This is a genomic window from Kosakonia pseudosacchari (assembly GCF_900184035.1).
Lineage (GTDB): Bacteria > Pseudomonadota > Gammaproteobacteria > Enterobacterales > Enterobacteriaceae > Kosakonia > Kosakonia pseudosacchari.
Genome location: NZ_FXWP01000009.1, coordinates 505,207 through 531,858, shown reverse-complemented (window position 1 = coordinate 531,858; position 26,652 = coordinate 505,207). Strand labels below are relative to the sequence as shown.

General features: G+C 53.4%; 29 protein-coding genes. 14 read left to right on the top strand and 15 right to left on the bottom strand.

Features of this window, described 5'->3' with window-relative positions; translation table 11 throughout:
* The first annotated feature begins 220 nt into the window (after positions 1 to 220).
* Complete coding sequence (locus tag BN2591_RS04515) at positions 221 to 862, top strand: riboflavin synthase subunit alpha (RefSeq protein WP_086869398.1); 642 nt, start codon at positions 221 to 223, stop codon at positions 860 to 862.
* A 32-nt stretch (positions 863 to 894) separates the two neighbouring features.
* Here the strand turns inward: BN2591_RS04515 and cfa are convergent, their stop codons facing one another.
* Both cfa and punC read right to left on the bottom strand, forming a co-directional pair.
* Entirely contained in the window at positions 895 to 2,043 is a 1,149-nt protein-coding gene (gene cfa, locus BN2591_RS04510; RefSeq protein WP_086869397.1) for a cyclopropane fatty acyl phospholipid synthase, read from the bottom strand.
* 311 nt (positions 2,044 to 2,354) lie between these two features.
* On the bottom strand, positions 2,355 to 3,551 hold the full coding sequence (punC, locus tag BN2591_RS04505; protein ID WP_086869395.1) for a purine nucleoside transporter PunC: 1,197 nt from the start codon (positions 3,549 to 3,551) through the stop codon (positions 2,355 to 2,357).
* 111 nt (positions 3,552 to 3,662) lie between these two features.
* On the opposite strand from punC, the gene punR reads away from it, so the two are divergent.
* Positions 3,663 to 4,574, top strand: coding sequence for a DNA-binding transcriptional activator PunR (gene punR, locus BN2591_RS04500; protein WP_086869394.1), 912 nt, complete (start codon positions 3,663 to 3,665; stop codon positions 4,572 to 4,574).
* An 18-nt stretch (positions 4,575 to 4,592) separates the two neighbouring features.
* Here the strand turns inward: punR and purR are convergent, their stop codons facing one another.
* A complete protein-coding gene (purR, locus tag BN2591_RS04495) occupies positions 4,593 to 5,618 on the bottom strand; it encodes an HTH-type transcriptional repressor PurR (protein WP_086869393.1) in 1,026 nt (341 codons plus the stop codon).
* 297 nt (positions 5,619 to 5,915) lie between these two features.
* On the opposite strand from purR, the gene cydH reads away from it, so the two are divergent.
* Complete coding sequence (gene cydH, locus BN2591_RS04490; protein WP_086869391.1) at positions 5,916 to 6,005, top strand: cytochrome bd-I oxidase subunit CydH; 90 nt, start codon at positions 5,916 to 5,918, stop codon at positions 6,003 to 6,005.
* A gap of 169 nt (positions 6,006 to 6,174) precedes the next feature.
* Positions 6,175 to 7,344 (top strand): MFS transporter, encoded by a 1,170-nt coding sequence (locus BN2591_RS04485; RefSeq protein ID WP_086869390.1) that lies wholly within the window; start codon positions 6,175 to 6,177, stop codon positions 7,342 to 7,344.
* A 54-nt stretch (positions 7,345 to 7,398) separates the two neighbouring features.
* Here the strand turns inward: BN2591_RS04485 and sodB are convergent, their stop codons facing one another.
* Positions 7,399 to 7,980: a superoxide dismutase [Fe] gene (sodB, locus tag BN2591_RS04480; protein WP_086869388.1), complete on the bottom strand. Its 582-nt coding sequence runs from the start codon at positions 7,978 to 7,980 to the stop codon at positions 7,399 to 7,401.
* A 124-nt stretch (positions 7,981 to 8,104) separates the two neighbouring features.
* Positions 8,105 to 8,935, bottom strand: coding sequence for a C40 family peptidase (locus tag BN2591_RS04475; RefSeq protein WP_086869387.1), 831 nt, complete (start codon positions 8,933 to 8,935; stop codon positions 8,105 to 8,107).
* Between the two features lie 339 nt (positions 8,936 to 9,274).
* Between BN2591_RS04475 and BN2591_RS04470 the strand changes: the two genes are divergently transcribed.
* Positions 9,275 to 9,619, top strand: coding sequence for a Grx4 family monothiol glutaredoxin (locus tag BN2591_RS04470; protein ID WP_065368638.1), 345 nt, complete (start codon positions 9,275 to 9,277; stop codon positions 9,617 to 9,619).
* Positions 9,620 to 9,657: 38 nt separating this feature from the next.
* Here BN2591_RS04470 and rnt read toward each other — a convergent pair whose 3' ends face one another.
* The 4 genes from rnt to BN2591_RS04450 all read right to left on the bottom strand — a co-directional run bounded on the left by rnt (position 9,658) and on the right by BN2591_RS04450 (position 12,655).
* Positions 9,658 to 10,311 carry a ribonuclease T gene (gene rnt, locus BN2591_RS04465; RefSeq protein WP_086869385.1) on the bottom strand — a complete coding sequence of 218 codons (654 nt, stop codon included), beginning with the start codon at positions 10,309 to 10,311 and terminating at the stop codon, positions 9,658 to 9,660.
* 92 nt (positions 10,312 to 10,403) lie between these two features.
* The gene (gene gloA, locus BN2591_RS04460) at positions 10,404 to 10,811 is read right to left on the bottom strand and encodes a lactoylglutathione lyase (RefSeq protein ID WP_016496293.1); all 408 of its coding nucleotides are present in this window, start codon (positions 10,809 to 10,811) and stop codon (positions 10,404 to 10,406) included.
* 96 nt (positions 10,812 to 10,907) lie between these two features.
* A complete protein-coding gene (nemA, locus tag BN2591_RS04455; protein WP_086869384.1) occupies positions 10,908 to 12,002 on the bottom strand; it encodes an alkene reductase in 1,095 nt (364 codons plus the stop codon).
* A 56-nt stretch (positions 12,003 to 12,058) separates the two neighbouring features.
* A complete protein-coding gene (locus BN2591_RS04450) occupies positions 12,059 to 12,655 on the bottom strand; it encodes a TetR/AcrR family transcriptional regulator (protein ID WP_086869382.1) in 597 nt (198 codons plus the stop codon).
* Positions 12,656 to 12,775: 120 nt separating this feature from the next.
* Between BN2591_RS04450 and BN2591_RS04445 the strand changes: the two genes are divergently transcribed.
* The 3 genes from BN2591_RS04445 (at position 12,776) to sodC (ending at position 14,561) form a co-directional block, all read left to right on the top strand.
* Complete coding sequence (locus tag BN2591_RS04445) at positions 12,776 to 13,015, top strand: DUF1289 domain-containing protein (protein ID WP_016496290.1); 240 nt, start codon at positions 12,776 to 12,778, stop codon at positions 13,013 to 13,015.
* A gap of 49 nt (positions 13,016 to 13,064) precedes the next feature.
* Entirely contained in the window at positions 13,065 to 13,961 is an 897-nt protein-coding gene (locus BN2591_RS04440) for an aldo/keto reductase (RefSeq protein ID WP_086869380.1), read from the top strand.
* 78 nt (positions 13,962 to 14,039) lie between these two features.
* Positions 14,040 to 14,561, top strand: coding sequence for a superoxide dismutase [Cu-Zn] SodC (gene sodC / locus BN2591_RS04435; RefSeq protein WP_086869379.1), 522 nt, complete (start codon positions 14,040 to 14,042; stop codon positions 14,559 to 14,561).
* Here the strand turns inward: sodC and BN2591_RS04430 are convergent.
* Genes BN2591_RS04430 through BN2591_RS04420 form a run of 3 tightly spaced genes read right to left on the bottom strand, consistent with a single transcriptional unit; the run spans position 14,554 to position 17,665 of the window.
* Positions 14,554 to 16,566, bottom strand: coding sequence for an FUSC family protein (locus tag BN2591_RS04430; protein ID WP_086869377.1), 2,013 nt, complete (start codon positions 16,564 to 16,566; stop codon positions 14,554 to 14,556). The two genes, sodC and BN2591_RS04430, sit on opposite strands and share 8 nt — an antisense overlap.
* Positions 16,566 to 17,426, bottom strand: a complete 861-nt coding sequence (locus tag BN2591_RS04425) for an efflux RND transporter periplasmic adaptor subunit (protein WP_086869375.1) — start codon at positions 17,424 to 17,426, stop codon at positions 16,566 to 16,568. Before BN2591_RS04425 ends, BN2591_RS04430 begins: the two co-directional genes overlap by 1 nt.
* A 2-nt stretch (positions 17,427 to 17,428) precedes the next feature.
* Entirely contained in the window at positions 17,429 to 17,665 is a 237-nt protein-coding gene (locus tag BN2591_RS04420) for a DUF1656 domain-containing protein (protein ID WP_086869374.1), read from the bottom strand.
* Positions 17,666 to 17,864: 199 nt separating this feature from the next.
* Between BN2591_RS04420 and slyA the strand changes: the two genes are divergently transcribed.
* Complete coding sequence (gene slyA / locus BN2591_RS04415) at positions 17,865 to 18,305, top strand: transcriptional regulator SlyA (protein WP_017456607.1); 441 nt, start codon at positions 17,865 to 17,867, stop codon at positions 18,303 to 18,305.
* Positions 18,306 to 18,401: 96 nt separating this feature from the next.
* Here the strand turns inward: slyA and slyB are convergent, their stop codons facing one another.
* Complete coding sequence (gene slyB, locus BN2591_RS04410) at positions 18,402 to 18,869, bottom strand: outer membrane lipoprotein SlyB (protein WP_086869372.1); 468 nt, start codon at positions 18,867 to 18,869, stop codon at positions 18,402 to 18,404.
* Positions 18,870 to 19,152: 283 nt separating this feature from the next.
* On the opposite strand from slyB, the gene anmK reads away from it, so the two are divergent.
* The 5 genes from anmK (at position 19,153) to pdxY (ending at position 23,754) form a co-directional block, all read left to right on the top strand.
* Positions 19,153 to 20,277, top strand: coding sequence for an anhydro-N-acetylmuramic acid kinase (gene anmK, locus BN2591_RS04405; protein WP_086869371.1), 1,125 nt, complete (start codon positions 19,153 to 19,155; stop codon positions 20,275 to 20,277).
* A 92-nt stretch (positions 20,278 to 20,369) separates the two neighbouring features.
* Complete coding sequence (gene mliC, locus BN2591_RS04400; RefSeq protein WP_086869369.1) at positions 20,370 to 20,690, top strand: C-type lysozyme inhibitor; 321 nt, start codon at positions 20,370 to 20,372, stop codon at positions 20,688 to 20,690.
* A 56-nt stretch (positions 20,691 to 20,746) separates the two neighbouring features.
* Positions 20,747 to 21,403 carry a pyridoxamine 5'-phosphate oxidase gene (gene pdxH / locus BN2591_RS04395; protein WP_086869942.1) on the top strand — a complete coding sequence of 219 codons (657 nt, stop codon included), beginning with the start codon at positions 20,747 to 20,749 and terminating at the stop codon, positions 21,401 to 21,403.
* 142 nt (positions 21,404 to 21,545) lie between these two features.
* The gene (tyrS, locus tag BN2591_RS04390; RefSeq protein WP_017456611.1) at positions 21,546 to 22,820 is read left to right on the top strand and encodes a tyrosine--tRNA ligase; all 1,275 of its coding nucleotides are present in this window, start codon (positions 21,546 to 21,548) and stop codon (positions 22,818 to 22,820) included.
* A 73-nt stretch (positions 22,821 to 22,893) separates the two neighbouring features.
* Positions 22,894 to 23,754: a pyridoxal kinase PdxY gene (gene pdxY, locus BN2591_RS04385; protein ID WP_086869368.1), complete on the top strand. Its 861-nt coding sequence runs from the start codon at positions 22,894 to 22,896 to the stop codon at positions 23,752 to 23,754.
* A gap of 64 nt (positions 23,755 to 23,818) precedes the next feature.
* Here pdxY and gstA read toward each other — a convergent pair whose 3' ends face one another.
* Together gstA and dtpA are read right to left on the bottom strand one after the other, a co-directional pair.
* A complete protein-coding gene (gstA, locus tag BN2591_RS04380; protein WP_086869366.1) occupies positions 23,819 to 24,424 on the bottom strand; it encodes a glutathione transferase GstA in 606 nt (201 codons plus the stop codon).
* Between the two features lie 107 nt (positions 24,425 to 24,531).
* A complete protein-coding gene (dtpA, locus tag BN2591_RS04375) occupies positions 24,532 to 26,034 on the bottom strand; it encodes a dipeptide/tripeptide permease DtpA (RefSeq protein ID WP_086869364.1) in 1,503 nt (500 codons plus the stop codon).
* Positions 26,035 to 26,652 lie beyond the last annotated feature (618 nt).

Sequence of the window (26,652 nt, the reverse complement as noted above, 5' to 3'; positions counted from 1 at the left end):
GGTGCGACATGTGTACAAATATTACCTGCTATGGCGCGCTTTTGCCATGCCAGTCATAAAGCAAAATTATCTTTTAGCACGCGGCGCTACGCTTATCTTCTCACCAGAGTGGCGGGAAAAAGGGGGGCAGGGCGATTGAAACTGGCAAGGGTAAATTTCACCTGTTATTGTGCGTAAAGAACACGGTAATGACCGTATGAATGGAACAGGAGTGGTAAGTATGTTTACGGGTATTGTGCAAGGCACGGCGAAACTGGTGTCAATTGATGATAAACCCAATTTCCGCACTCACGTTGTTGAGTTGCCTGAGACGATGCTGGATGGCATTGAGACCGGCGCTTCCATTGCCAATAATGGTTGCTGCCTGACAGTTACGGCAATTAATGGCAGCCATATCAGCTTTGATCTGATGAAAGAGACGCTGCGTATCACCAATCTCGGCGATCTGCAGGTGGGCGACACGGTAAACGTTGAGCGCGCCGCAAAATTCAGTGATGAGATTGGCGGTCACTTAATGTCGGGTCATATCATGACCACCGCCGAAATTGTCAAAATTCTGACCTCGGAAAATAACCGCCAGATCTGGTTCAAGGTGCAAGATCCTGCGCTGATGAAATACATTCTGTACAAAGGATTTATCGGCATTGACGGGATAAGTCTGACGGTTGGCGAAGTCACCAGCAGCCGGTTTTGTGTGCATCTGATTCCGGAAACGCTGCAGCGCACGACGCTTGGCGCGAAAAAGCTGGGCCATCGCGTGAATATCGAAATCGACCCGCAAACGCAGGCGGTTGTTGATACCGTGGAACGCGTGCTGGCTTCGAAAGAAGCGGCGATCGTAGCCGCTGCCAGTGAAGAGTAAAAATAAACCCCGGCATGCCGGGGTTTATTTTGTTAACGCGCCACGCGCAACCCGTGTTCGATCCCCCGGCTGAAAACCACCTGCCAGAGCTGAATATCTCGCGCACGAAACGCTCCCGCGCAGGCATTGAGATAATAGCTGAACATCCGTTTAAAGCGTTCCGAGTAGTTGTCGGCAATTTCCGGCCAGGCGTCAAGAAAACGCTCATACCACGCCATCAACGTACGGTCATAATCCGCGCCGAAATTGTGCCAGTCTTCCATCACAAAGTGTGATTCGCTGGCATCCGCAATCTGGCGCACAGAAGGCAGACAGCCATTCGGGAAGATGTAGCGGTTGATCCACGGATCAACATTGTGATCGGTTCGTTTTGAGCCGATGGTGTGCAGTAAAAAAATGCCATCGGGTTTCAGGTTACGATCAACGACGCGGAAATAGGTCGCGTAGTTTTTTGGCCCGACATGTTCAAACATGCCAACGGAAACAATGCGGTCAAATTGCTCGTCGAGATCGCGATAATCCTGCAAGCGAATATCGACATCCAGCCCTTCGCAACGCTTCTGCGCCAGTTTTTGCTGCTCTGCAGAAATCGTCACGCCAACCACACTGACGCCATAATGTTGCGCCATAAACTGCGCCAGGCCACCCCACCCACAGCCAATATCCAGCACGCGCATGCCGGGTTTCAACTGCAGCTTTTCACCAATAAGCCGCAGTTTTGCCCGTTGTGCGTCATCCAGCGTTTCAGCGTCTTTCCAGTAGGCGCAAGAGTATTGCATCTGCGGATCCAGCATGCGGGTAAAGAGATCATTACCAAGATCGTAATGTTCTTTGCCCACAATCCAGGCCCTTTTTTTGCTTTGCAGATTAAATAATCTTGCTCCGGCAATGCGGAGTGTGTCTTTGAGATGATGCGGAAGTTGGTTTTCCAGCCCGGCGCGCAACACCTTGGTAAAGAATATGTCCAGGCGGGGGCAATCCCACCAGCCGTCCATATAACTTTCGCCGAGTCCGAGCGAGCCTTCCTGTAAAACGCGTTTGAAAAAATCAGGATTTTTCACCTGAATATCTGACGCTGCGGGACCGTTGACGCGGATACCTGCGCGACCCAGCAGTTCGTTTGCTATACGGAACCAATTGTCATCCCGTACGCTAACTTCTTCTATACACGATGAACTCATAACTTCTCCATCACTGGTAGTGATCAGAACCTTCAAACAGCGTAGACGCTTTTTCGGGCTTGTGAGAAATCTCACGGTTTTCACCGTGAGGCTGATATCCGACGTAGAACAGAGGAAGGGAGAGGACCCTTGCCGAAAGGCCTTCCATGGGTAAACGGGTACAATCCGGTACCCGTTAATGCATAATATTTATCGTATTTATTAAACAGCCGAAAATGAGTATAGGCTTCAAAATCGGGTGATTCAATAAAAAGCCAGTAGCAAGCTAACCACTGCGTTATTGATAGTCGCTTGCGCAACTATCAATGCGATTAATGCGACGAGGAAGCCACCACCTTTTTATCTGCCAGTTCATCGGCTGCGCGGCGCTGAAGCCGATAGCCCAATGCGGCCAGCAGCACCATTGCTACCATGACACTGGTTGTCGTAAGCAGTGGTGTGGCGATGAGCCATGAGACGACCAGGCTTGCCAGGAAACATAAACCCAGTTGTAGCGTATTCTGCAAAGCTGCGGCGCGGCCGGTAGCTTGCGGGAAAGGACGCAGCGCCTGCGCGACCACGATCGGGTAAATCGCGCCGTTGGCCATCGCCATAAAGCAGAAGGGGATGAGCAGCGCGGTCAGCGAAACGTCCGGCATAAAACCAACGGCCCAGGTGGCGAGGACGCTTAACGCGAACGCCCCCAGCAGCCACGGCAGTAAACGCGAACCCTGCCATTTCTGCAGCGCGGCACGGCAACCGTAACCGCCGACCAAAAAGGCGATGGTTTGCGGCACGTAACTGAGGCCAATCACCGATGGGCCATAACCCATTTCATGCAGAATAAACGGCGAACCGGTCAGCCAGGCGAAGAAACTGGCCGAGCAGGCGGCATAGATAATGACATTCCCGCGGTAATCCCTGGCGCGCAGCAGATCCATAAAGGTCAGCGGTTGTTCGTGGTGCTCAATTTTATTCGCCGGTGCTTTCAGTCGCCATGCCGGGATCATCAGAATCACTGTGATCGCCAGTAAGGTGGCGAAAATGGCCTGCCAGTTGAAATGCGCAAGGATCCAGGCTCCCAGCAGCGGTGCCAGAGCGGGTGTTAAACCAACGAGCGGCATAATGGTGGCGAAGATGCGATTGACGCGATGCGCGGGATAGTTATCCGTCACCAGCGCCTGCCAGCTTACTGTCGCGGCACAGACGCCAACCGCCTGGACAAAGCGCAGCACCAGCAGCAGGGTTGCATCGCGTACCCATAATGTACCCAAACAGCCCAGCGCGAAAATCGCCAGCCCGGCCAGCAAAACCGGCTTGCGGCCATAGCGATCCGATAGCGGCCCCCATACCAGTTGCGCAATGGCAAAGCCCGCCAGAAACAGGCTTAAGGTTGCGCTAACCACCGCAGACGATGTGTGTAAATCTTGCTGTATTGCGCTGAAAGCGGGGAGGTACATATCAGTGGCTAAAAAGCCGAGCACGCTTAATCCCGCGAGCCAGACTAAAAATCCATTGCCAGGTTGCATGTGGGTTTCTCTTTATTGCAGGTGATCAGGGCTGTTGAGTGTAAGGAGTGCATTAAGGCTTGTGAAACGCTAATATTTGCGTAGTGGTTTCAAAATTTTTGCAGGCAGATTATGTGGTCAGAATATTCGCTGGAAGTGGTTGATGCTGTCGCCCGCAATGGCAGTTTTAGCGGTGCAGCGCAGGAGTTACACCGTGTGCCCTCTGCAGTGAGCTATACCGTGCGACAGCTTGAGGAGTGGCTGGCTGTTCCGCTGTTTGAACGCCGCCATCGTGATGTCGAGCTCACGCCTGCCGGGGTCTGGTTTTTGAAAGAAGGGCGTGCTGTTATCAAAAAAATGCAGATCACCCGTCAGCAGTGTCAGCAAATCGCCAACGGCTGGCGCGGACAACTGGCGATTGCGGTCGACAACATCGTCAAACCTGAGCGTACCCGGCAATTGATCGTCGATTTCTATCGCCATTTCAGCGACGTTGAGTTACAGGTCTACCAGGAAGTATTTAACGGTGTCTGGGATGCGCTTGCTGATGGGCGGGTTGAACTGGCGATCGGCGCAACGCAGGCCATTCCCGTCGGCGGGCGCTATGCGTTTCGCGATATGGGGATGCTGAGCTGGAAATGTGTGGTTTCCAGTCGCCATCCGCTGGCGTCACTGGCGGGCCCGCTTAGCGACGACACCTTACGCAACTGGCCTTCACTTATCCAGGAAGATACGTCCCGCTCGTTGCCGAAGCGTATTACCTGGCTGCTGGATAATCAGAAACGCGTGATCGTCCCGGATTGGGCGTCGTCGGAGGCGTGCTTATCGGCAGGGTTATGCGTGGGAATGGTGCCGGCACACTTTGCCCGCCCTCGGCTCGACAGCGGTGACTGGGTCGCGCTGACGCTGGAAAACCCCTTCCCGGATGCGGCGTGCTGCCTGACGTGGCAGCAAAATGAAGCTTCCCCGGCGTTAAACTGGCTGCTGGAATACCTGGGAGATAGTGAAACGCTGAATAATGAATGGTTACGGGAGCCGAATTAACGGCTCCGTAATAAGCGATTAGCGGCGGTAGTCGCGGAACGGACCATCGGCCACGGAACGGCGCTCAACCAGGCGCGGATGCACTTCAATAGACTGCGACTCTTCGCGCTTGTTGACGATGCGATCAAGCAGCATGGTAAACGCCGTTTCTCCCAGCGAGTCTTTCGGCTGGTGAATCGTGGTCAACGCCGGGGTGAAGAAGCGTGAGTTACGCACGTTGTCATAACCAATCAGGGAAATATCCTGCGGTACGCGTAAACCCATCTCATCGGCAGCGCACAGCGCGCCCATTGCCATAATGTCACCACCGCAAAAGACAGCGGTAGGACGATGCGCCTGACCGAGGATTTGCTGCATCGCGCGATAGCCGGATTCCGGCTCGAAATCGCCCTGGACGATCCAGCTTTCCGGCACGCTAATAAGAGCTTCTTCCATCGCTTTCATAAAGCCAGCCAGACGGCCAGCGCCAGTGTTACGCTCCAGAGGACCGGGGATCACGCCAATATCGCGGTGTCCGCGGTCAATAAGATAGCGCCCGGCCATATAACCGCCTTCAAAGGCGTTATCAATAACGGAATCCGTAAAGTCGGCCTTCGCTTCGCCCCAGTCCATCACCACCATCGGGATATGGCGGTACTCTTCGAGCATGCTTAACAGCGATTCCGGGTATTCGGAACACATTACCAGCAAGCCATCGACGCGTTTTTGCGCCATCATCGACAGATAAGCCCGCTGTTTTTCCAGGCTATTCCAGGCATTACCGAGGATCAGGGTGTAACCCTTCTGGAAGCACTTTTTCTCAACGGCTTCAATAATTTCAGCAAAGTAGGCCGCTTCACTGCTGGTGGCCAGCAAGCCGATTGATTTTGTGTGATTCACTTTCAGGCTGCGGGCGACGGCGCTGGGGGAATAGTGCAACTCTTTAATCGCCGCCCACACGGCATTGCGCGTCTCTTCGGCGACGAAACGGGTTTTGTTAATTACATGTGATACGGTTGTAGTGGAAACGTTTGCTCGTTTCGCTACGTCTTTAATCGTTGCCATCAGATATCACTCCAGACCATATCATAAGCTCCTGATAATACATAAGGTAAACGTTTGCCTTTAATCACCCTGTACCCATCAAAGGGGGTGCGGTACGCCGGGAAAACGACACTGGACGTCAGGAGGGGAGTCAATGGCCGGTACGCTAATAAATTTAGCGTCGAATTTTGTCTGATCTTGAGCAAAAGGGGAAGTATTAAAACGTTTCTCCTGCCAATTCCCGCAAGATTTTTAAGATAATTTGTGCAAAAATGCGTTATCTCACTTTTTGTGGGGAAATTAAAAAGGGGAAAATTGATGAGCACCGATCTGAAGTATTCTTTAATCACTACCGTCATCGTTCTGGGCCTGATTGTTTTCGGCGGTCTGACTGCTGCACTGCATTGATCTATCGCGAGGGAGAGCCTCTTCTCCCTCGGTTTTCTTCCCCCGCTATTGTTATCACTTCTGCAATAATCTTTTGTCATTCTGCTAACTTCTGTTTTTTGTGATAGCTGTCATACTTTTGACTTCAGCGACAGGGTCGCAAGTCGGCATGTCTATTTTGGAGTGACAGATGAAAATTAATTTCCCTTTGCTTGCCCTGGCGATTGGCGCCTTCGGCATTGGTACCACCGAGTTTTCCCCGATGGGATTACTGCCGGTTATTGCCCGCGGCGTTGACGTTTCTATTCCGGCGGCGGGGATGCTGATTAGCGCCTACGCGATCGGCGTGATGGTCGGTGCGCCGTTAATGACGTTGCTGCTGTCTCACCGCGGCAGACGCAACGCCCTGATCTTTTTGATGGCGATTTTTACGCTCGGTAACGTGCTGTCGGCGATTGCGCCGGATTACGCCACATTAATGCTGGCGCGTATCGTCACCAGCCTGAACCATGGCGCTTTCTTTGGTCTTGGTTCGGTGGTGGCAGCAAGCGTGGTCGCGAAAGAGAAGCAGGCCAGCGCGGTGGCGACCATGTTCATGGGGTTGACCATTGCTAACATTGGCGGTGTACCTGCCGCGACCTGGCTGGGTGAAACCATTGGCTGGCGTATGTCGTTCATGGCTACCGCCGGGCTGGGTGTGATTGCCATGGCGAGTCTGTTCTTTTCACTGCCGAAAGGTGGCGCAGGTGAGCGCCCGGACGTGCGTAAAGAGCTGTCGGTGCTGGTGCGCCCGCAGGTGTTATCCGCGTTGCTGACCACCGTGCTCGGTGCGGGTGCCATGTTCACGCTGTATACCTATATTGCGCCGGTGCTGCATACCATTACCGATGCCACTCCCGTTTTTGTCACGGCGATGCTGGTGTTGATTGGCGTTGGCTTCTCCATTGGTAACTATCTCGGCGGCAAACTGGCGGATCGTTCCGTAACCGGCACGCTGAAAGGCTTTTTACTTCTGCTGATTGCCATCATGCTGGCGATCCCGTTCCTGGCGCGCAGTGAAGTGGGCGCGGCTATCAGCATGGTGGTATGGGGCGCGGCGACGTTTGCGGTGGTTCCACCGTTGCAGATGCGTGTCATGCGCGTTGCGCACGAAGCACCTGGGCTTTCATCGTCAGTCAATATCGGTGCCTTTAACCTTGGTAATGCGCTGGGTGCGGCAGCCGGTGGGGCAGTGATTTCCGGTGGGCTGGGTTATGATTTCGTCCCGGTTATGGGGGCGATTATTGCCGGGCTGGGCCTGCTGGTGGTGCTGTTCTCTGGTCGCTCACAGCCAGAACGTGCTTATGCCGCTGCAGAATAAATAGCAGGAATGCAAAAAAGGAGGGGCTGGCCCCTCCTTTGTTTTATGTCACGTTTATGCCGCTAAATTTTTGGCAACGAATGACCAGTTTACCAGCGCCCAGAAATGTTCGAGGTAGTTCGGGCGCGCATTACGGTAATCAATGTAATACGCATGTTCCCACACATCGACGGTTAACAGCGGGGTTGCATCGCTTGTCAGTGGAGTGCCCGCATTAGACGTTGAAACAATGGCCAATGCGCCATCCGCTTTTTTCACCAGCCACGTCCAGCCTGAACCGAAGTTTTTTACTGCCGCATCAGTGAATTGCGCTTTGAATTCGGCAAAGCTACCGAATGATTTGGTGATAGCCGCCGCCAGTTCACCGGTCGGTTCACCGCCGGCATTCGGAGCCAGGCAGTGCCAGTAGAAGGTATGGTTCCAGACCTGGGCGGCATTGTTGAACACGCCGCCTTCGCTGCTTTTCACAATCTCTTCCAGAGTTTTCCCTTCAAAAGCGCTGCCTTTGATCAGGTTGTTGAGGTTGGTGACATACGTCTGATGATGTTTACCATAATGGTATTCCAGCGTTTCGGCTGAGATATGCGGCGCCAGGGCGTCTTTTGCATACGGTAATGCAGGTAATTCAAACGACATTGCTATTCTCCTTTCATTATTTTAATGACATCCAATAGCCCTACTGGATGTGCGGATTAGGGTAGCAAATCGAAAGGGCAGACTAAAGAGGGAGTTACCTGCCGCAGGTGCGGCAGGTGAGGGATTAGCGAATGGTTTTCGGCGTTACGACGCGACGCGCGCCAACATAATGACGCTGCCAGTAATCTTCACTCAGTGATGTGACCTGAATATCCTGGCCGCTACGCGGAGACTGAATGAATTTACCATTGCCGACGTACACGCCAACGTGATCGGCTGTACCACGGCCCTGGGTACGGAAGAACACCAGATCGCCACTCTCCAGTTCCGCCACATTCACCGGCGATGCATCGCGCAGGTGATACATCTCATTGGCGGTACGCGGAATACGGAATTTCACCAGATCTTTATACGCGTAGTAGACCAGACCGCTGCAATCGAAACCGGTGCTCGGTGAGGTGCCGCCCCAGTGATAAGGCTTGCCAATCTGGTTCATCAGCTTGGACATGGCGGTTTTTTGGGCTTTCTGAATGCGAACTTTATGCACATCGGCGATGGCGTTAGTGCTTTTGACCTTCACACAATGCGGCTTGTGGCCTTTGCGCGGCGTACATTTTTCAGTCCAGGTGACAGCGGTGGTTTTTAACGGGCTGGATGCATTACGACGCGAGGTGATTTTGCTGGCTTTTTTACTGGTGGTAACTTTTTTGTTTGCCGGAGTTTTTTTGCTCTCCGTTATTTTTTTGCTGGTGGTTTTTTCTGCCGGACTGCGACTGTTTTTCTTTGATGTCTTTTGGGATGTATTTTTTTTCTTACGTTCGGATGCTTTCGCCAGATGCGATTTTTGCACGGCCGATGCTCGCGCCTGTTCTGAGGCACTCGCTAATGGCGTGAAAGAAATCGTGGTGAACAACAAAGCACAGAGCGTGATTGAAGCTTTTGGTATCCGCGCCACTGAGCAATCCCCTGTTAGGGCAAGCATTTAATATGCCTGCAAATGGTTTTTTAAAACTCGTCGATTCTAATCCATAAAAACCCCAAAAGTTAATACTGTTTTTGCATCTATAGCTTCGTTTCGTTAACAAGCGCAAAAAAAAGCAGCAAAACGTTTCTATGTGCGCAAGAGTTAGGCAGCAAGCGGGATGGCGAGTTGCGTTAAGTCATATTCTTAAGGCAACTTTTGCCGACAGACGATAAAATCATGAACGGTGAACAAAATGTTATTTTCCGATGTCCCATTGAACCGTTACAATGGCGAACATCTGCCGTAGAAGAAGTTGAAGGAAGCAAGACAATGAGCACAACACTTGAAAAAATCCAGCGCCAGATCGCTGAAAACCCGATTCTGCTGTATATGAAAGGCTCTCCGAAGCTGCCAAGCTGCGGTTTCTCCGCCCAGGCGGTGCAAGCGCTTTCTGCATGCGGTGAACGTTTTGCCTATGTAGACATCCTGCAAAACCCGGATATTCGCGCAGAACTGCCGAAATACGCTAACTGGCCAACCTTCCCGCAGCTGTGGGTTGAAGGCGAACTGGTTGGCGGCTGCGATATCGTGATTGAAATGTATCAGCGCGGTGAATTGCAGACGCTTATCAAAGAAGCAGCGGCAAAACATAAAGACGAGCCGGGCGCAGAGTAATTTCTGCCAACAAAAAAGCGACCTGACGGTCGCTTTTTTTATGCCTGATTTTCGTCCGCGATGGGCAGCGGCCAGCCACCGAGACGCTTCCAGCGGTTGACGATTTCGCAAAACAGCAGGGCAGTTTGCTCTGTATCGTACAGCGCGGAGTGTGCCTGCGAGGCGTCAAACGCGATGCCCGCCGCGCCACACGCTTTTGACAGCACTGTCTGCCCGAGCGCCAGTCCGCTTAATGACGCGGTATCGAAAGTGACAAACGGGTGGAACGGGTTGCGTTTCAGCGAAGCGCGCTCCGCAGCGGCCATCATAAAACTGTGATCGAATGTCGCATTGTGCGCCACCATGATCGCGCGGTTACAACCCTGATCTTTAATGCCTTTGCGCACCATTTTAAAAATGGCGTGCAGCGCGTCATGCTCACTTACCGCGCCACGCAGCGGGTTGCTCGGATCAATGCCGTTAAAGGCCAGTGCTTCGGGTTGCAGATTCGCGCCTTCGAAAGGCTCAACGTGGAAATGCAGCGTGCTGTCGGGCATGAGCCAGCCCTGTTCATCCATTTTCAGCGTAATGGCGGCGACTTCCAGCAGTGCGTCGGTTTTGGCGTTAAACCCGGCGGTTTCAACATCAATTACCACAGGATAAAAACCGCGAAAACGGTCGCACAGACCAGTCAGTTGAGCGTTATCGGACATCAGGATCTCTTGATACGGGAAAATGGCAGCGCATTATGGCAAATTTTACGAAGGGATGTAAAACAGCGGGCGCAAACCGCGCCCGGAGGGGATTAGTTACCCAGGCCTTTACCGGCGTCTTTCTCTTCGATCAGCTCGATTTTGTAACCATCCGGATCTTCAACAAAGGCGATAACCGTGGTTCCACCTTTAACCGGACCCGCTTCACGTGTCACATTCCCGCCATTGTTGCGGATAGCTTCGCAAGCTTGCGCCGCGTTTTCCACGCTCAGCGCGATATGACCGTAAGCATTACCCAGATCGTAGCTTTCCACGCCCCAGTTGTAGGTCAGTTCAATCACCGCTTCTTCGCTTTCCGGGCCGTAGCCAACGAAAGCCAGCGAATATTTATATTCCGGGTTTTCACTGGTCCGCAGCAGCTTCATGCCCAGCACGTTAGTATAAAATTCGATGGAGCGTTGCAGATTGCCGACGCGCAGCATGGTGTGAAGTAAGCGCATAATGTCCTCTTGTATGAATGTGTTAACGTTCCGAATAGAAACACAGTTTTAAGTATAGCGGCGGAGAGCCGCCGCTATCAATGAACAATCAGAGGATCACAGAGAAGGGTAGTCGGTGTAACCTTCCGCGCCGCCGCCATAGAAGCTTTCCGGGCGCTGCGGGTTCAGTTCCGTTTTTAATTGCAGACGTTTTACTAAATCCGGGTTGGCGATGAAGTCGCGACCAAAAGCCACGGCGTCAATCAAGCCTTTCTCAATGAGTTCTTCCGCTTTTTCTGGCGTATACGCACCCGCCCCGATGATGGGGCCGTGGAAGCGCGCGCGCACTTTTTCACGGAACGCGTCGGTATACGGCTCGCCGCCTGCCCAATCTGGCTCGGACATATGCAGATAGGCGATTCCTCGTTTACCGAGTTCCTCAATAAGATAGAGCGCATCGGCTTCCTCGTTCGGGCCATTATCCAGGTTCTGGAAAGTGCCAATAGGGGACACGCGAATGCCAATACGCTCTGCATCCCACTCCTTGCTCACCGCGTCGACCACTTCGAGAACCAGACGTGCGCGATTTTCCACGCTGCCGCCGTACTGGTCGGTACGCTGGTTCGCTGATGGTGAAAGGAACTGGTGCAGCAGATAGCCATGAGCCGAGTGCAGCTCCACCATGTCAAAACCGGCCGCACGAGCGTTGGCAACCGCCTGGCGAAAATCGTTCACAATACCCGGGATTTCGTCGGTTTCCAGCGCACGCGGCGTGGAGGTATCCTCGCGAATGGCGTTGCCATTGGCATCGCGCAGTGTAGTACGGGTTCCGGCATTGATGGCCGAGGGTGCAACAGGCGCGGCGCCGCCCGGTTGTACGCTGGTATGAGAGATACGACCGGTATGCCACAGTTGCACGGCGATACGACCGTTTTCGCGATGCACGCCATCGGTGATTTTCTGCCACGCCGCGATTTGTTCCGCGCTGTGCAGACCCGGTGCGCCGGCATAGCCTTTCGCCTGGGCGGAGATTTGCGTGGCTTCGCTGATAATCATGCCGGAGCTGGCGCGCTGACGATAATATTCAGCCATCAACGGCGTAGGAATATCACCCGGTTCGATGCTGCGCAGTCGCGTCAACGGCGCCATAAAAACGCGGTTTGGAACGGTAATCGCGCCCACTTTCAGCGGCGTAAATAATTTACTGGACATAACAACTCCTGAATAGACCGGTCGACTAGTAAAAAGTGAAATAAAAATGCCTGTTATCAGACAGGCGTTGCGATGATGTTGTTTGCATGCGCCAGCGCGCTTTCCAGCGGCAGGGCGCTTCGCGAAATTTTGGCCTGCAAATTGGCGCCTAACCACAGGGAGTACAACACTTGCGCCTGCGTGAGTGGTTCGCCCTGAAACGTTAAGCTGCGATCGTTACGCCCTTTTTCCAGCGTATCCGCGAGCAGGGCGATAACGCTGCTCGCGCCTTTGTCCATTGTTGAACGCATGTCTTCCGACAGATCGCACACTTCAGCCGACAGCTTCACCGTCAGGCAACCACTAATAATTCCCTGTTGGCTAAATTGCCGGAGCGTTTCCTGATAATACGCCAGCAGCCTGTCGCGGTAGTTTCCTGGCCCGCTGGCGAAATGGGTCGCCAGCCGCTGGTGATAAGCGGCATAGTGACGCTCAAGCAACGCCACGCCGAACGCCTCTTTGGAGCGAAAATAGTGGTAAAAAGAGCCTTTTGGCACTTCTGCCGTTTTCAGTAATTCGCTCAGGCCCATACCGGTAAACCCGCGATGCATACAAAGCTGCTCGCCGGTCGCCAGTAAATGTTCGCGCGTGTCATGTTCGGTATTTCTGCTCATCGCGCCACTCTACTAGACCGATCGGTCTGTTGCAAGTGGCGAACAATGCGTTTTTCGCCTTGCACGTTGTCGACAGGCAGTCTTCAATAAAGGGAACTGCCTGTATTAACGGAGACGACTGTGCCAGAACAACTGGAGTTTTTCCCCGTCCAGAGCCCGTGCCGCGGTATTTGTCAGTCGGATGAGCGTGGTTTTTGTCGTGGCTGCATGCGTAGTCGCGATGAGCGTTTTAACTGGCAAAAAATGACCGATGCGCAAAAGCAGGAGGTGCTGCGTTTGTGCCGCCAGCGTTTGCAGCGCAAAATGCGTGCAAACAAAGCCTCTTCTGCGGAAGAACCTCAGCAACCTTCACTGTTTTGAACGCGAAAATGCGTATACTCGAAGGCAAATTACCTTCGAGGAAATCATTATGGTTCAACGTATTGCCCTCGCGCCGCAAGGCCCTGAGTTCTCCCGTTTTGTGATGGGCTACTGGCGTTTAATGGACTGGAACATGTCCCCGCAGCAGCTGGTTAGCTTTATTGAGTCTCATCTTGATCTCGGTGTTACTACCGTTGATCACGCCGATATCTACGGCGGTTATCTGTGTGAAGCCGCGTTTGGCGAGGCGCTCAAGCTCGCTCCGCATCTGCGCGCCCGCATGGAGATTGTCAGCAAATGTGGCATCGCCACCACCGCGAAACCGGAACATGCGCTGGGTCATTACATTACTGAACGCGACCACATTATTCGCAGTGCCGAACAGTCGCTGGTGAATCTTGCCACCGATCACCTTGATTTGTTACTGATCCACCGTCCCGATCCGTTGATGGACGCCGATGAGGTAGCGGAAGCTTTTCTGCATTTACATCAGAGCGGAAAAGTACGCCACTTTGGCGTTTCTAACTTCACCCCGGCTCAGTTCTCACTGTTGCAGTCACGCCTGCCGTTTACGCTGGCGACCAATCAGGTCGAGATCTCGCCCGTACACCAGCCGCTACTGCTGGATGGCACGCTGGATCAACTGCAACAGCTGCGTATTCGCCCGATGGCATGGTCATGTCTCGGCGGCGGGCGTCTGTTTAACGACGCTGCATTCCAGCCGTTGCGGGATGAACTGGCGCGCGTTGCACAGGAACTGAATGCCGAAACCATCGAACAGGTGGTCTATGCCTGGGTGATGCGTCTGCCGTCTGCGCCGCTGCCCATTATTGGCTCGGGTAAAATTGAGCGTGTGCGTTCGGCGCTGGGGGCACTGAATCTCCAGATGACGCGCCAGCAGTGGTTCCGCATTCGCAAAGCGGCGCTCGGTTACGACGTGCCGTAACGCGGGAAAATGACCTCCCGGTGAAATCTGTCACCCTGGTTTAAACTTACAGGGTAAAAACAGACCGAAGGAGGTCATATGAAGCGTTTTAGTCTGGCTTTGCTGGCGCTCGTGGTTTGCGCCGGGGCGCAAGCCGCCAGTGAAGAAGTGGAGATGAACCTGGTCACCGCGCAAGGCGTGGGGCAGTCTATTGGTAGTGTAAAAATCAGTGAAACCGACAAGGGGCTGGAGTTTGCGCCAGACCTGAAAGCCCTGCCACCCGGTGAGCATGGCTTTCACGTCCATGCTAAAGGCAGTTGCCAGCCTGCTATTAAAGAGGGGAAAGCCTCTGCGGCGGAAGCGGCAGGAGGCCACCTCGATCCGCAACATACCGGCAAGCATGAAGGGCCAGAAGGTGCAGGACATTTAGGCGATCTGCCCGTGCTGGTAGTCAACAACGACGGTAAAGCGACCGATCCGGTAGTGGCGCCGCGTCTGAAAAAACTTGCGGATGTGAAAGACAAAGCGCTAATGATTCATGTCGGCGGCGATAATATGTCCGATCAACCGAAACCGCTCGGCGGTGGCGGCGCACGCTATGCCTGTGGCGTTATCAAGTAAGCGTCCCGGCTGCCGGGGCTTGCTCCAGCTGCGAAAGCGCGCAATATAAGCGCCAGATAACCGAGGCCAGTTCTCGCGCGGCAGGCTGGTGATGTTTACCCAGCACCGCGCTAATCCGCTGTAGCTCGGCCAGCGTGGCAGAAAGCGTTCGTTGCTGGACGCCACGCTCACTCATCACATCGCGCAATAGCACAATGCACAATTCGCGGACTTTGCTGAGCGGATCCGAGCGGATTTCCCAACCGCGTAGCTGCCAGACCACATGCGAGCAATTCAACAACACAACGCCCCAGCGCAGCAGCCAGCGCCGGGCTTGCGCATCCTGGCTATGACTTAACTGGCTAATGTGGTGATAAACCACCGATTCAAACTCATGCTCACTCAGTTGCGGCATACGGCTCAGTTGATCGACAAAGCTGCGGCGCAGCGTGCGAATATGACGCCGACTTTTACGGGCATCTGAACCCGGACGCAACACGGCGAACGCAAGCCACGCCAGCGCGACACCTGAGATCTTCGCCAGGTTATCGTTTAAGAAGTTCGCAAAGTCATAAACGGGTGGATTGGTCACTGCGATAAACGACCCCATAAAAACAATCAATTGCCCCCACAACCCGGCCAGTTTTGGCATTTGCAGTTTCAACAATTGCAGGGTGGTTAACAGCGGGAAAAGAAACAGCAGAAACACCGTCAGCTCGCTGATTTGCACCATCAGGCCGAATTTCACCATAAAGCTGAACAGCGACAGCAAGATCAAGGTGCGCAGTAACAGCGCCAGGGAGTTAAACGGCGCGGGCGAGACGGAGTAGAGCACACAGCTGATCGCCGCCAGCGTCAGTGCCGCTGAGCCCGATTCCCACTGCGTATTGATGCTCCATGCGCCGACCAGACTCAGCGCACAAAAAGTGCGAATGCCGCTCCACAGCGCTTCGGCATTATCTGTATCACGCATCAAACCGGGGCTTCGCGGTGGTGTGTAACTGCTGACCGGCGAAGCATTCTCCACACGTGCCAGCCAGCGGCTACTGGTGAGGTATAAACGGCAAAAGTAGCGCAAGCGCTGCCAGAATGCGTGGTGCCGGTAATCGTCCCTTATCCCGGGTACGAGCGGGGCGATAAGACGTGCGACGGTGAGGGCATCCGTGCGTGGGTGAGCAAGCTCGGAGAGCAGTTGCTCGAGAACCGGGCGCAAATTTTCCGGCGCGTCGGGCCAGTTCAGCAGCATTCTGCGCAGGCTGGAGATCACACTGGTCATGCGCAACTGTTGGTGCAGTAACCAGGTAAGCAAACTGTTTTGTCGCCGAAAGCGGTAATGGCTCCAGAACGCCTGAATCCGCAGTAAATTGGTGGTGAGGATCTGGCCGATAACGCTCTCATGGGCGGTGCGGATAGCATCGGTGGTTTCTGGCTGCCACAGCAGGCTAGCATGTTCCAGCAAACGTGCATGCATTTTTTTCAATGCAGACAGCAGGGTTGTACCGTCCGCGTTGCCGGGCAGGATCATCATCATCATGCCGCCGCACAAAATTCCCAGAATCACTTCGCACACGCGCGCCTGAGCAATGTCCCACAGCTCAGTAATATCGGTCACATCGACCATTGCGAAAGCGATAATCGCGGCGGTATAACCCGCCAGTTGAAAGGCATAGGCGACGTTGTTGGTGAACTGCGCGCAAGCCCAGGTACAAAAGCCAATCCAGGCGGCCATGGCGAACAAAAATAGCCATGGGTCGTTGAGCGTCTGCCCGGCAATGATCAGCGCCGCGCTGGCTCCAAGCAGGCTGCCGGCGATACGTCCAAGGCTTTTACTGATCACGCCGCCGACGGTGGGGAAGCTGACAACGGCTGTGGATGTCATGGCCCAGTAAGGTTCATCGAGGTCGAGATAATAAGCCACCGTAAGCGCCAGACACATCGCGATGCCGTTGCGCAGCGCATAGCGCCACTGCCCGGTAGTGGCTTTCACCCAGGGCAGATTTTGCCAGAGCCAGACCGGCGATTTCATTACTGGCTACCAATCGCCACGGTGCACGTGGTGCCAGAAACCAGCGTCAGCCCGGCGGGCAGGTTATCAAACTGAATACGCACCGGCACACGCTGCGCCAGTCGTACCCACGGCACGTTCGGTTTGATATCGGCAACCAGGCCGCTGTCAGTCTCAACGCTTTGATCATAAATCGCGCGGCCAATGCTGGAAACGTGACCCTGTAACGTAACATCTCCGCTATAAAGCACGATTTTCGCTGTCGCCCCTTCATGGATATGACGCAATTTGGTCTCTTCGAAGTAACCCATCACATAAAACGAATGGCTGTCTACCAGCGCGAAAACCGGTTGCCCGGCGGTGGCGTAATTCCCGATGCGGGCGGAGAGGTTGGTGACCCAACCGTCCACCGGTGCCTTAACCTGCGTTTGCGTTAATTGCCATTGTGCCTGCGCAAGTTGCGCCTGCGCTGCCGCAACACTTGCCTGAGCGGCTTTCACACTAATATTGGCAGTATCGAGATCTTCTGCGGAGATGTAGTTTTGTGAGAGATGGCGACGGCGATTGGCTTCATTATTCGCTTTCGCCAGATCGGTCTCCGTGCGCGCCAACTGGGCCTCGGCGTTCAGTACGGCAATGTGGTAAGGCGTCTCGTCGATACGAAATAGCAAGTCGCCTGCTTTAACCAACTGGTTATCTTTCACTTTCAGTTCGGTGATGCTGCCTGAGACCTGCGGCGTAATACTGACCTGCTCAGCGCGGATTTTTCCGTCACGCGTCCAGGGGGACTGCATATAAAAGTTCCACATCCACCAGGCCGCGACAATCGCCACGGCCAGTACCAGGAGCGTGGAGAAATATTTCAGGGATTTCAGGCGCATAATTACCACACAATTAGCAAGCCGAGGGCGAGGCTCAGCGCAATAACAAACAAGGAGAGATCCATCAGGATGGGATGCCAGATATCACCGGCATAAATCCACCCGCGTAACAGGCGGTGAGCAATAAGCCAGAACAGAAAGCCCAGCATGACCACTTTAAATACGGGAGGGAAATAGACCGATGCGCCAAAAATCAGGTCTTGCAGAGGTAAGTTCGGGAAACTTGAGTTCAACTTCACATTTTGCGTCCTGTACAACCTAACGGATCGCCAGATTGGTGCTTATCATTAGATAAGTACCAACCACTGCGTGTTGCTAAGGCAGGTGGAATCTCAGCGTAAGCCCCGGCGAGAACCGCAATACATTTGTTTTACCAATATAAATACTGCAAACTATTCTAAAATGAGTATAATAACTTAGCAAGCTAATTATAAGGAGATGAAATTGGAATCGCCATTAGGTTCTGATCTGGCACGCTTAGTGCGCGTCTGGCGCGCTTTGATTGACCATCGCCTGAAACCTCTGGAATTAACGCAGACTCACTGGGTAACGCTGCATAATATTCATCAGCTGCCGCCCGATCAGTCGCAAATTCAACTGGCAAAAGCGATTGGCATTGAGCAGCCTTCGCTGGTGCGTACGCTGGATCAACTGGAAGAGAAAGGCCTTATTTCTCGCCAGACCTGCGCCAACGATCGCCGGGCAAAGCGGATCAAATTGACAGAAAAAGCGGACCCAATCATTGAAGAGATGGAGACGGTTATTCGTAAAACCCGGGGGGAAATACTTTCCGGGATCTCTGCGGAAGAACTCGATCTGTTAATTAAAATGATTGCCCGGCTGGAACAAAACATCAGTGAGCTTCAGTCGCGAGACTGACCAGCAAAGCCTTGCATCCGCAAGGCTTTTTTACATCAACATTCTGTATCGGCAATATGAAAGGGCGGCCACTGGCGTGACCACCTGAGACGGGAATTAACGCGGGGAAACGGTAATCTGACGACCGTTGCTTGCCATCACGACGCGCTGGCCTGCGGAAAAACGGGTGCTGCCCTGTTTCTGTACGACCATAATGGTGTTGCCATCATCTTTACGAATTTCCAGCTCAACACCCTGCGTTTTATTCAGTGAACCCTGGACGGATTGTCCTGCGACGCCGCCGGCTACCGCGCCTGCTGCTGTGGCCAGAGAACGTCCTGTGCCGCCACCAACCGTATTGCCAAGGAAACCACCCAGCACTGCACCGCCAAGCGCGCCGATGACATTGTTATCATCACCGCCCTGAATCTGTACCGGACGGACGTTAACAATGGTGCCGTAAGTGACATTCTGCACCTGTTTAGCTTCGGATGCAGAGTAGACATCACCGGAAAGCGTGTCGTTATTCACGCAGCCAGCCAAAGTAAAACCAATCAGCGAAACTGCCAGTGCACGTAACATCATTTATGAATCTCCTGTTCACCATGAAACGCCCTTGCGGGCATCCGACATGGTTAAATTATATGGCATTTTAGCAATACCAGGTCATATCTTCTGCCAAATCCCGGCGAAAATAATAATCAACGCGAGCTTAACCAGATTTAAACGAAGCGATTATAAGCGCAGCCCGGCGCAATTTCACTTAACGAAAATCCAGCCGATTGTTAAAAAGTGTTTGCAGCCGATGGCGTTAACCCCTGCTTTATGGTGGAGTGGTGGCCTTCGGTCATGCATTAAAGGAAGGCGTATGAAATCGGGTCGCTACATTGGGGTGATGTCTGGAACAAGTCTGGATGGGATTGATGTGGTGCTGGCCGCCATCGATGAAACCATGGTCGCGCAGCAAGCGAGCCTGACGTTTCCCATTCCGCTGCCGTTAAAAGAGGCGATTCTTGGCATTTGTCAGGGGCAGCAACTCACCCTCTCACAACTGGGGCGGCTGGATACTCAACTGGGCAAGTTGTTCGCCGACGCGGTACTGGCGTTGATGGACCGGGAGCAACTCCACCCGGAGGATATCGTTGCGATTGGTTGTCACGGGCAAACCGTCTGGCATGAGCCGACGGGCATTGCGCCGCATACGCTACAGATTGGTGATAATAACCACATCGCGGCGCGTACGGGTGTGACGGTGGTCGGTGACTTTCGCCGCCGTGATATCGCGCTTGGCGGGCAGGGCGCGCCGCTGGTACCGGCCTTTCACCATGCACTGCTGGCGCATCCGGTAGAACGGCGCATGGTGCTTAACATTGGTGGCATCGCCAATTTATCACTTCTCATCCCCGGCCAGCCGATCAGAGGTTATGACACCGGGCCGGGCAATATGCTTATGGACGCGTGGATTTGGCGGCAAAAAGGCAAACCTTACGATAAAGATGCGCAGTGGGCGAGTGAAGGCAAAGTGGTGCTGCCGCTACTGCAAAACATGCTAAGCGATGGCTACTTTGCCACGCCTGCGCCGAAAAGCACCGGTCGAGAATACTTTAATTACAGCTGGCTGGAACGCCACCTCGCGCACTTCCCGGGCTTAAGCGCCTGCGATGTGCAGGCGACGCTGGCTGAATTGACGGCGGTGACAATATCCGAGCAGGTGCTGCTCAGTGGCGGTTGCGAACGCCTGCTAGTCTGCGGCGGTGGGTGTCGCAATCCGTTGGTCATGGCTCGTCTTGCAGGGCTTCTGCCAGGTACAGAAGTCACTACCACGGATGAAGCCGGAATCAGCGGCGACGATATGGAAGCGCTGGCGTTTGCCTGGCTGGCATGGCGTACCCTGGCCGGATTGCCTGGCAATCTGCCATCCGTTACTGGTGCGTCCGCGGCCTCGGTGCTCGGCGCGATTTACCCTGCTAATCCGCGGCAGAATCAGAGTTAACCGCATTTCACTTTAGTTGCACCGGGCTAGACTGACCGGGCTTAGGGAGGGCGTTTCGCCCTCCGTGACCAGGACTGTCCCGGGACTACTTTATGAAAAAAATACTCATTGCCTGTCTGCCCGCACTGCTTGCCGGATGCAGCTATTACAATCAGTTTGTAGAACGCATGCATACCGATACGCTGGTTTACCAGTGCGACGAAAAACCGCTCACCGTGAAAATAAACAACACCCGTCAGCAGGCGAGTTTTGTCTGGGATGATAAATTGCTGACCTTACAGCAAGGGCTTTCAGCCTCTGGCGCACGCTACACGGACGGTGTCTATGTTTTCTGGTCGAAGGGTGAGAGCGCGACCGTCTACAAGCGCGATCGCATCGTACTGAATAATTGCCAGCTTATTCCGCGGCGTTGAGATTTTTACAGGGGGGCGCATAATAGCCCCACCTGATGATTACTTTCGCTAACGCCATGTCTGATAACGATCAATTGCAGCAAATCGCGCATCTGCGCCGTGAATACACCAAAGGTGGTCTGCGTCGCGGCGACCTTCCCGCCGAGCCGTTGGCATTATTTGAACGCTGGCTGGGGCAGGCCTGTGAAGCCCAACTCGTTGACCCGACTGCAATGGTCGTGGCGACGGTCGATGAGAATGGTCAGCCCTATCAGCGCATCGTGTTGCTTAAACATTACGATGAAAAAGGGCTGGTTTTTTATACCAACCTTGGCAGCCGTAAGGCGCATCACATTGAAAACAACCCTGCTGTCAGCCTGCTGTTCCCATGGCATATGCTGGAACGGCAAGTGATGGTCACTGGTAAAGCTGAACGGCTTTCAACGCTGGAAGTGGTGAAGTATTTCCACAGCCGCCCGCGAGACAGCCAAATCGGCGCCTGGGTGTCAAAACAATCGAGCCGCATCTCCGCGCGCGGTGTTCTGGAAAGCAAGTTCCTTGAACTGAAGCAAAAATTCCAGCAGGGCGAAATCCCCTTACCCAGCTTCTGGGGCGGTTTTCGTGTCAGTATCGAACAAATGGAGTTCTGGCAAGGCGGTGCCAATCGCCTGCATGACCGTTTTTTATACCAGCGCGAGAACGCTGCGTGGAAAATTGATCGCCTCGCGCCATAATCCCTGAAAAATGTTGCTATAAGCGCTGGCACTCCGTGTTCCGGCGCTTTATTCTATCTGCCCCCCATGAAGTATCCTTTCGCATCTGGCGAAAAGTCGTGTACCGGCAAAGGTGCAGTCCGTTTTATACATGGAGATTTTGATGGCAAGCAGTAACTTGATTAAACAATTGCAAGAGCGGGGCCTCGTGGCTCAGGTGACAGATGAGGAAGCGTTAGCAGAGCGACTGGCGCAGGGCCCGATCGCGCTCTATTGCGGCTTCGATCCCACCGCTGACAGCTTGCATTTGGGGCATCTGGTTCCATTGTTATGCCTGAAACGCTTCCAGCAGGCTGGCCACAAGCCAGTGGCGCTGGTGGGTGGCGCGACCGGTCTGATTGGCGATCCGAGCTTTAAAGCCACTGAGCGTAAACTGAACACCGAAGACACCGTGCAGGAGTGGGTGGATAAAATCCGTAAACAGGTCGCACCGTTCCTCGATTTCGACTGTGGCGACAACTCTGCTATCGCTGCAAATAATTACGACTGGTTTGGCAGCATGAACGTGCTGACCTTCCTGCGCGACATCGGCAAACACTTCTCTGTTAACCAGATGATTAACAAAGAAGCGGTCAAGCAGCGTCTGAACCGCGATGATGTCGGTATCTCGTTCACCGAGTTTTCCTACAACCTGCTGCAAGGTTACGACTTTGCCTGCCTGAACGAACTGCATGATGTCGTGCTGCAAATTGGTGGTTCCGACCAGTGGGGCAACATCACATCGGGTATTGATCTGACGCGCCGTTTGCACCAGAACCAGGTCTTTGGTTTGACCGTTCCGCTGATCACCAAAGCGGATGGCACCAAATTTGGTAAAACCGAAGGTGGCGCGGTGTGGCTGGATCCGAAGAAAACCAGCCCGTATAAGTTCTATCAGTTCTGGATCAACACCGCCGATGCGGACGTTTATCGCTTCCTGAAGTTCTTCACCTTTATGGATATCGCGGAAATTAACGCGCTGGAAGAAGAAGACAAAAACAGCGGTAAAGCGCCGCGTGCGCAATATGTGCTGGCTGAGCAGGTAACACGTCTGGTACACGGTGAAGAGGGCTTAACCGCCGCGAAACGCATCACCGAAAGTCTGTTCAACGGTACGCTGAGTGACCTGAGCGAAGCCGATTTCGAACAGCTGGCGCAGGATGGTGTACCAATGGTTGAGATGGAAAAAGGCGCCGATCTGATGCAGGCGCTGGTTGATTCTGAACTGCAGCCTTCCCGCGGCCAGGCGCGTAAAACCATCGCGTCTAACGCTGTGACCATCAACGGCGAAAAACAATCCGATCCGGAGTATTTCTTCACTGACGGTGACCGCCTGTTTGGTCGCTACACGCTGTTGCGCCGCGGTAAGAAAAACTACTGCCTGATCTGCTGGAAATAAAAACAGACCTGCCGAAGGGAGTGAGAAATCACTCCCTTCTCTTTATTGCTCCATTCTTGCAAGGCTACCAACAATGAAGAATATCCTCGCCATTCAGTCGCATGTGGTCTTTGGTCATGCGGGGAACAGTGCCGCCGAGTTCCCGATGCGCCGCCTGGGGGCTAACGTCTGGCCGCTGAACACGGTGCAGTTTTCTAACCATACCCAGTACGGCAAATGGACCGGCAGTGTTATGCCGCCAGCTCATCTGACCGAAATTGTGCAGGGCATCGCGGCGATTGACCAACTGAAACGCTGTGACGCGGTGCTGAGCGGCTATCTGGGATCGGCAGAGCAGGGAGAGCATATTCTGGGTATCGTTGGTCAGGTGAAAGCGGCCAACCCGCGGGCGAAATTTTTCTGCGACCCGGTAATGGGGCATCCGGAGAAAGGCTGCATCGTTGCGCCAGGGGTTGCTGAGTTTCATGTCCGCCACGCTTTGCCTGCCAGCGATATCATTGCGCCAAATCTGATTGAGCTGGAGATCCTTTGCGAGCATGCGGTTAACACGGTGGAAGACGCAGTGGCTGCGGCACGCGAGCTGATTGCGCAGGGGCCGCAAATCGTGCTGGTGAAACACCTGGCGCGCGCGGGACTGAGCACCGATCGCTTTGAAATGTTGCTGGTGACGCCCAGTGAAGCCTGGCACATTAGCCGTCCGCTGGTGGATTTTGGCGCACGCCAGCCTGTCGGTGTGGGCGATGTAACCAGCGGGTTGTTACTGGTGAAATTGCTACAGGGTGCGAACGTGCGTGAAGCGCTGGAGCACGTAACGGCGGCGGTGTATGAAATCATGCTGGCGACTAAAAATTTGCAGGAGTATGAACTGCAGGTGGTCGCGGCACAGGACAGAATTGCGCAACCAGAGCATCTTTTTAGCGCCACATTGCTGTAAAAAAGGCGGGGATCCCCGCCTTTATTCATGCCCGCTAAATAGAGCCTTCGCGGGCAATCACATTTTACTGAATACCTTCTGCTGCCATTGCAGTCACCACCGCAGGGCGAGCGGCAATACGCGCCATATACGCGTCAATATTCGACAGACCTTCCATATTCAATTTCACCGCGCGCGCCCAGCGCAGCACCGTGAACAGATAACCGTCGGCAATGGTAAAGTTCGCACCGCTAATCCACGCGTTATTGCTCAGGGATTCATTTACGTAGTGCAATTTTTTCTCAAGCAAAGCGCGTACAGTGGGTTTGTACTCTTCCGGTGTATCCGGGCGAAACAGTGGGGTGAAGCCTTTATGCAGCTCGGTTGCGATAAAGTTCAGCCACTCCAGCGTCTTGTAACGCGGCAGGGTGCCAACAGGTGCCAGCAACTGGCTCTCAGGCGCGCTGTCAGCAACGTATTGCATAATCGCCACACCTTCAGTAATCAGAGTGTTGTCATTCAGCAGCAGCGCCGGGATTTGTCCTTTCGGGTTGATGGCGAAAAAGTCATCGCCGTTTTCCAGGCGTTTTTTCATCAAATCAACACTTACCAGATCCACATCTTTTCCGGTCTCACGCAGAGCAATATGTGAGGCGAGGGAGCAGGCGCCCGGCTTGTAAAACAGTTTCATTATCTTTTCCTTATGGCTGATTTCCGGCATAGGTTATTACGCGGCGGAATAAAAAAAAAGCCGCTAACTGGCGTTAGCGGCTGAATAATTCGAGTTCCCCGCGGCGATTATGCCGTAGCGGTTTCCGACGTTTCGCGAGTGGTATCTTCGCTCAGCGTCATGCGGTTCAGCTTCGGTGCGGTGACGATCATCAGCAAAGCGATAACGGCAGTCGCGATACCAATTTGCAGGAACACGGAGCCGTAGATGTTCAGTGACATCAGCGGATCGGTCACGTTTTCCGGGATAGCCATCTGATTAGCCACATAGCCGGCGATAATGTTCGCGCCAGCCGTGGTCAGGAACCAGCTTCCCATAATAAAGCCCATCAGACGCTGCGGCACCAGCTGCGCAACCATCGCCAGACCGAGACCGGAGATCATCAGTTCACCGATACTTTGCAGGCCATAGCTTGCGATCAGCCAGCTTACGGAAACGATACCCGCCTCAGAGGCGAATTTCGTGCCCAGTGGCAGCACCAGGAACGCGCCGGAGCACAGCACCATACCGATGGCGAATTTATGCGGCATCGGCAGCGTATCGCCCATTTTGTTATAGATAGCGGCCAGAATCGGGCTACCAATAATGATCCAAAACGGGTTCAGCGCCTGATACTGTTCAGGTTCGAAAGCGATACCAAACAGCGTGTGCTCAACGTTACGAATAGCAAAGAAGTTCAGCGATGTCGGCATCTGGCTGTAGAGCACGAAGAAAACAATCGCTTGTACCATCAGAATGAAGGCAACGATCATTTTACGACGAGCGGCACCTTTCAGCGCGAACGTCTCTTTGGCGAAGATGCAGATAATACCCAGCGCCACAACACCCAGCACCATACGCGCAATGCCCTGGTTGTGCAGCAGCCAGGTGGCGACAGCGATCAGCGCCACGATGCCGACAATGGTTGCCAGCAGATAGACAACGCGCAGCGGTTCGAAATCCGGTTTAGAACCGTGATTTTTCACCCAACGTTTGCAGAAGGAGAAGTTAACGATGGTGATCAGCAGACCCACCACGCTCAGGCCAAACGCGGTGCTCCAGCCGAATTTCGCGGCCAGCCACGGTGTTGCCAGCATGGAGAAGAATGAACCGACGTTAACGGACATATAGTACATGGTAAATGCACCGTCCAGACGCGGGTCGTCTTTCGCATAGCAGGTGGAGAGGAGGGAAGATGGGTTGGCTTTAAACAGACCATTACCCACGGCGATGGCCGCCATGCCCATATATACAATGCTAGCATCATGACCGGACCACGCCACCAGCGCATAACCGACGGCCAGCACGATCGCGCCAAGCATAATCACGCGTTTGGTGCCCAGCACTTTGTCACCCAGCCAGCCACCGATGGCAACCAGGCCATAAACCAGTGCGCTGAAGGAGGAGAACAGTGTAATAGAGTCCGCTTCTGACATACCCAGTTGTTTCACCAGGTAAACAGCCATAATCCCTTGCAGGCCGTAGTAACCAAAACGTTCCCATAACTCGATAGAGAAGATCAGATAAAACGCTTTCGGTTGTTTAAAAGCGTTCAGACTGACGCTTTCCGTTGGTTTGTTTGCAGTTGACACATATACCTCTTTTTTTACATCCCATATTAACGGGGGTGTTCAGCGCGCAATGACCAGAGTTCATCACGCTTATAGTTATATTGGGAGGGGAAAACGGCGGTTAATGTTCACTATCCGGCGCGTTCAGGCAAGTCTTTTGACATATTCTGTTACATAGATCCAGGGCATTACAATGCTCGGTGTTTCTATTTGTTATTCAGAGTTAAATTTCATCATGGAAACAAAAGTGGATTTTTCTACTATAGTCCGGGGGTTAGATTGCGCATTAAGGCATATGTTCTGCTATTTTGGCTGAATAGTAGTGCATTGGGCTGGTTTATGTAATCAATCTGGTCATATCTCTTGCTAAACGTGATTAAAGTTTGCACTGCAACCATTCCGTGAACATTGTTAATCTCTTTTTTAACATTGTGTTAGCAATAGTCACCGAAATAGCCATTAGTTGGATTTTTTTCTTCTAAAAAAAGGAATAATCTCATTAAATACGCATAAGCGGACGATTATTTGCTCAATATCACGATTTACGCGCAATCATTCGACATTTTGAGTAATTTACAGAGACGTGAGCGTTATCACATAAAGTTATGACATAAAATCAGCGAGTTCTCTTATCCGCGA

What these genes read in the sequence shown, in the direction of transcription:
- BN2591_RS04470 (WP_065368638.1), top strand. Translation starts at nt 9,275, where the DNA reads ATGAGCACAACACTTGAAAAAATCCAGCGCCAGATCGCTGAAAACCCG.
- mliC (WP_086869369.1), top strand. Translation starts at nt 20,370, where the DNA reads ATGAAAAAAATACTCATTGCCTGTCTGCCCGCACTGCTTGCCGGATGC.
- anmK (WP_086869371.1), top strand. Translation starts at nt 19,153, where the DNA reads ATGAAATCGGGTCGCTACATTGGGGTGATGTCTGGAACAAGTCTGGAT.
- nemA (WP_086869384.1), bottom strand. Translation starts at nt 12,002, where the DNA reads ATGTCCAGTAAATTATTTACGCCGCTGAAAGTGGGCGCGATTACCGTT.
- purR (WP_086869393.1), bottom strand. Translation starts at nt 5,618, where the DNA reads ATGGCAACGATTAAAGACGTAGCGAAACGAGCAAACGTTTCCACTACA.
- BN2591_RS04425 (WP_086869375.1), bottom strand. Translation starts at nt 17,426, where the DNA reads ATGCGCCTGAAATCCCTGAAATATTTCTCCACGCTCCTGGTACTGGCC.
- pdxY (WP_086869368.1), top strand. Translation starts at nt 22,894, where the DNA reads ATGAAGAATATCCTCGCCATTCAGTCGCATGTGGTCTTTGGTCATGCG.
- gloA (WP_016496293.1), bottom strand. Translation starts at nt 10,811, where the DNA reads ATGCGCTTACTTCACACCATGCTGCGCGTCGGCAATCTGCAACGCTCC.
- slyB (WP_086869372.1), bottom strand. Translation starts at nt 18,869, where the DNA reads ATGATGTTACGTGCACTGGCAGTTTCGCTGATTGGTTTTACTTTGGCT.
- BN2591_RS04485 (WP_086869390.1), top strand. Translation starts at nt 6,175, where the DNA reads ATGAAAATTAATTTCCCTTTGCTTGCCCTGGCGATTGGCGCCTTCGGC.
- cfa (WP_086869397.1), bottom strand. Translation starts at nt 2,043, where the DNA reads ATGAGTTCATCGTGTATAGAAGAAGTTAGCGTACGGGATGACAATTGG.
- BN2591_RS04515 (WP_086869398.1), top strand. Translation starts at nt 221, where the DNA reads ATGTTTACGGGTATTGTGCAAGGCACGGCGAAACTGGTGTCAATTGAT.
- pdxH (WP_086869942.1), top strand. Translation starts at nt 20,747, where the DNA reads ATGTCTGATAACGATCAATTGCAGCAAATCGCGCATCTGCGCCGTGAA.
- punR (WP_086869394.1), top strand. Translation starts at nt 3,663, where the DNA reads ATGTGGTCAGAATATTCGCTGGAAGTGGTTGATGCTGTCGCCCGCAAT.
- BN2591_RS04430 (WP_086869377.1), bottom strand. Translation starts at nt 16,566, where the DNA reads ATGAAATCGCCGGTCTGGCTCTGGCAAAATCTGCCCTGGGTGAAAGCC.
- BN2591_RS04450 (WP_086869382.1), bottom strand. Translation starts at nt 12,655, where the DNA reads ATGAGCAGAAATACCGAACATGACACGCGCGAACATTTACTGGCGACC.
- sodB (WP_086869388.1), bottom strand. Translation starts at nt 7,980, where the DNA reads ATGTCGTTTGAATTACCTGCATTACCGTATGCAAAAGACGCCCTGGCG.
- cydH (WP_086869391.1), top strand. Translation starts at nt 5,916, where the DNA reads ATGAGCACCGATCTGAAGTATTCTTTAATCACTACCGTCATCGTTCTG.
- gstA (WP_086869366.1), bottom strand. Translation starts at nt 24,424, where the DNA reads ATGAAACTGTTTTACAAGCCGGGCGCCTGCTCCCTCGCCTCACATATT.
- slyA (WP_017456607.1), top strand. Translation starts at nt 17,865, where the DNA reads ATGAAATTGGAATCGCCATTAGGTTCTGATCTGGCACGCTTAGTGCGC.
- tyrS (WP_017456611.1), top strand. Translation starts at nt 21,546, where the DNA reads ATGGCAAGCAGTAACTTGATTAAACAATTGCAAGAGCGGGGCCTCGTG.
- rnt (WP_086869385.1), bottom strand. Translation starts at nt 10,311, where the DNA reads ATGTCCGATAACGCTCAACTGACTGGTCTGTGCGACCGTTTTCGCGGT.
- BN2591_RS04440 (WP_086869380.1), top strand. Translation starts at nt 13,065, where the DNA reads ATGGTTCAACGTATTGCCCTCGCGCCGCAAGGCCCTGAGTTCTCCCGT.
- sodC (WP_086869379.1), top strand. Translation starts at nt 14,040, where the DNA reads ATGAAGCGTTTTAGTCTGGCTTTGCTGGCGCTCGTGGTTTGCGCCGGG.
- punC (WP_086869395.1), bottom strand. Translation starts at nt 3,551, where the DNA reads ATGCAACCTGGCAATGGATTTTTAGTCTGGCTCGCGGGATTAAGCGTG.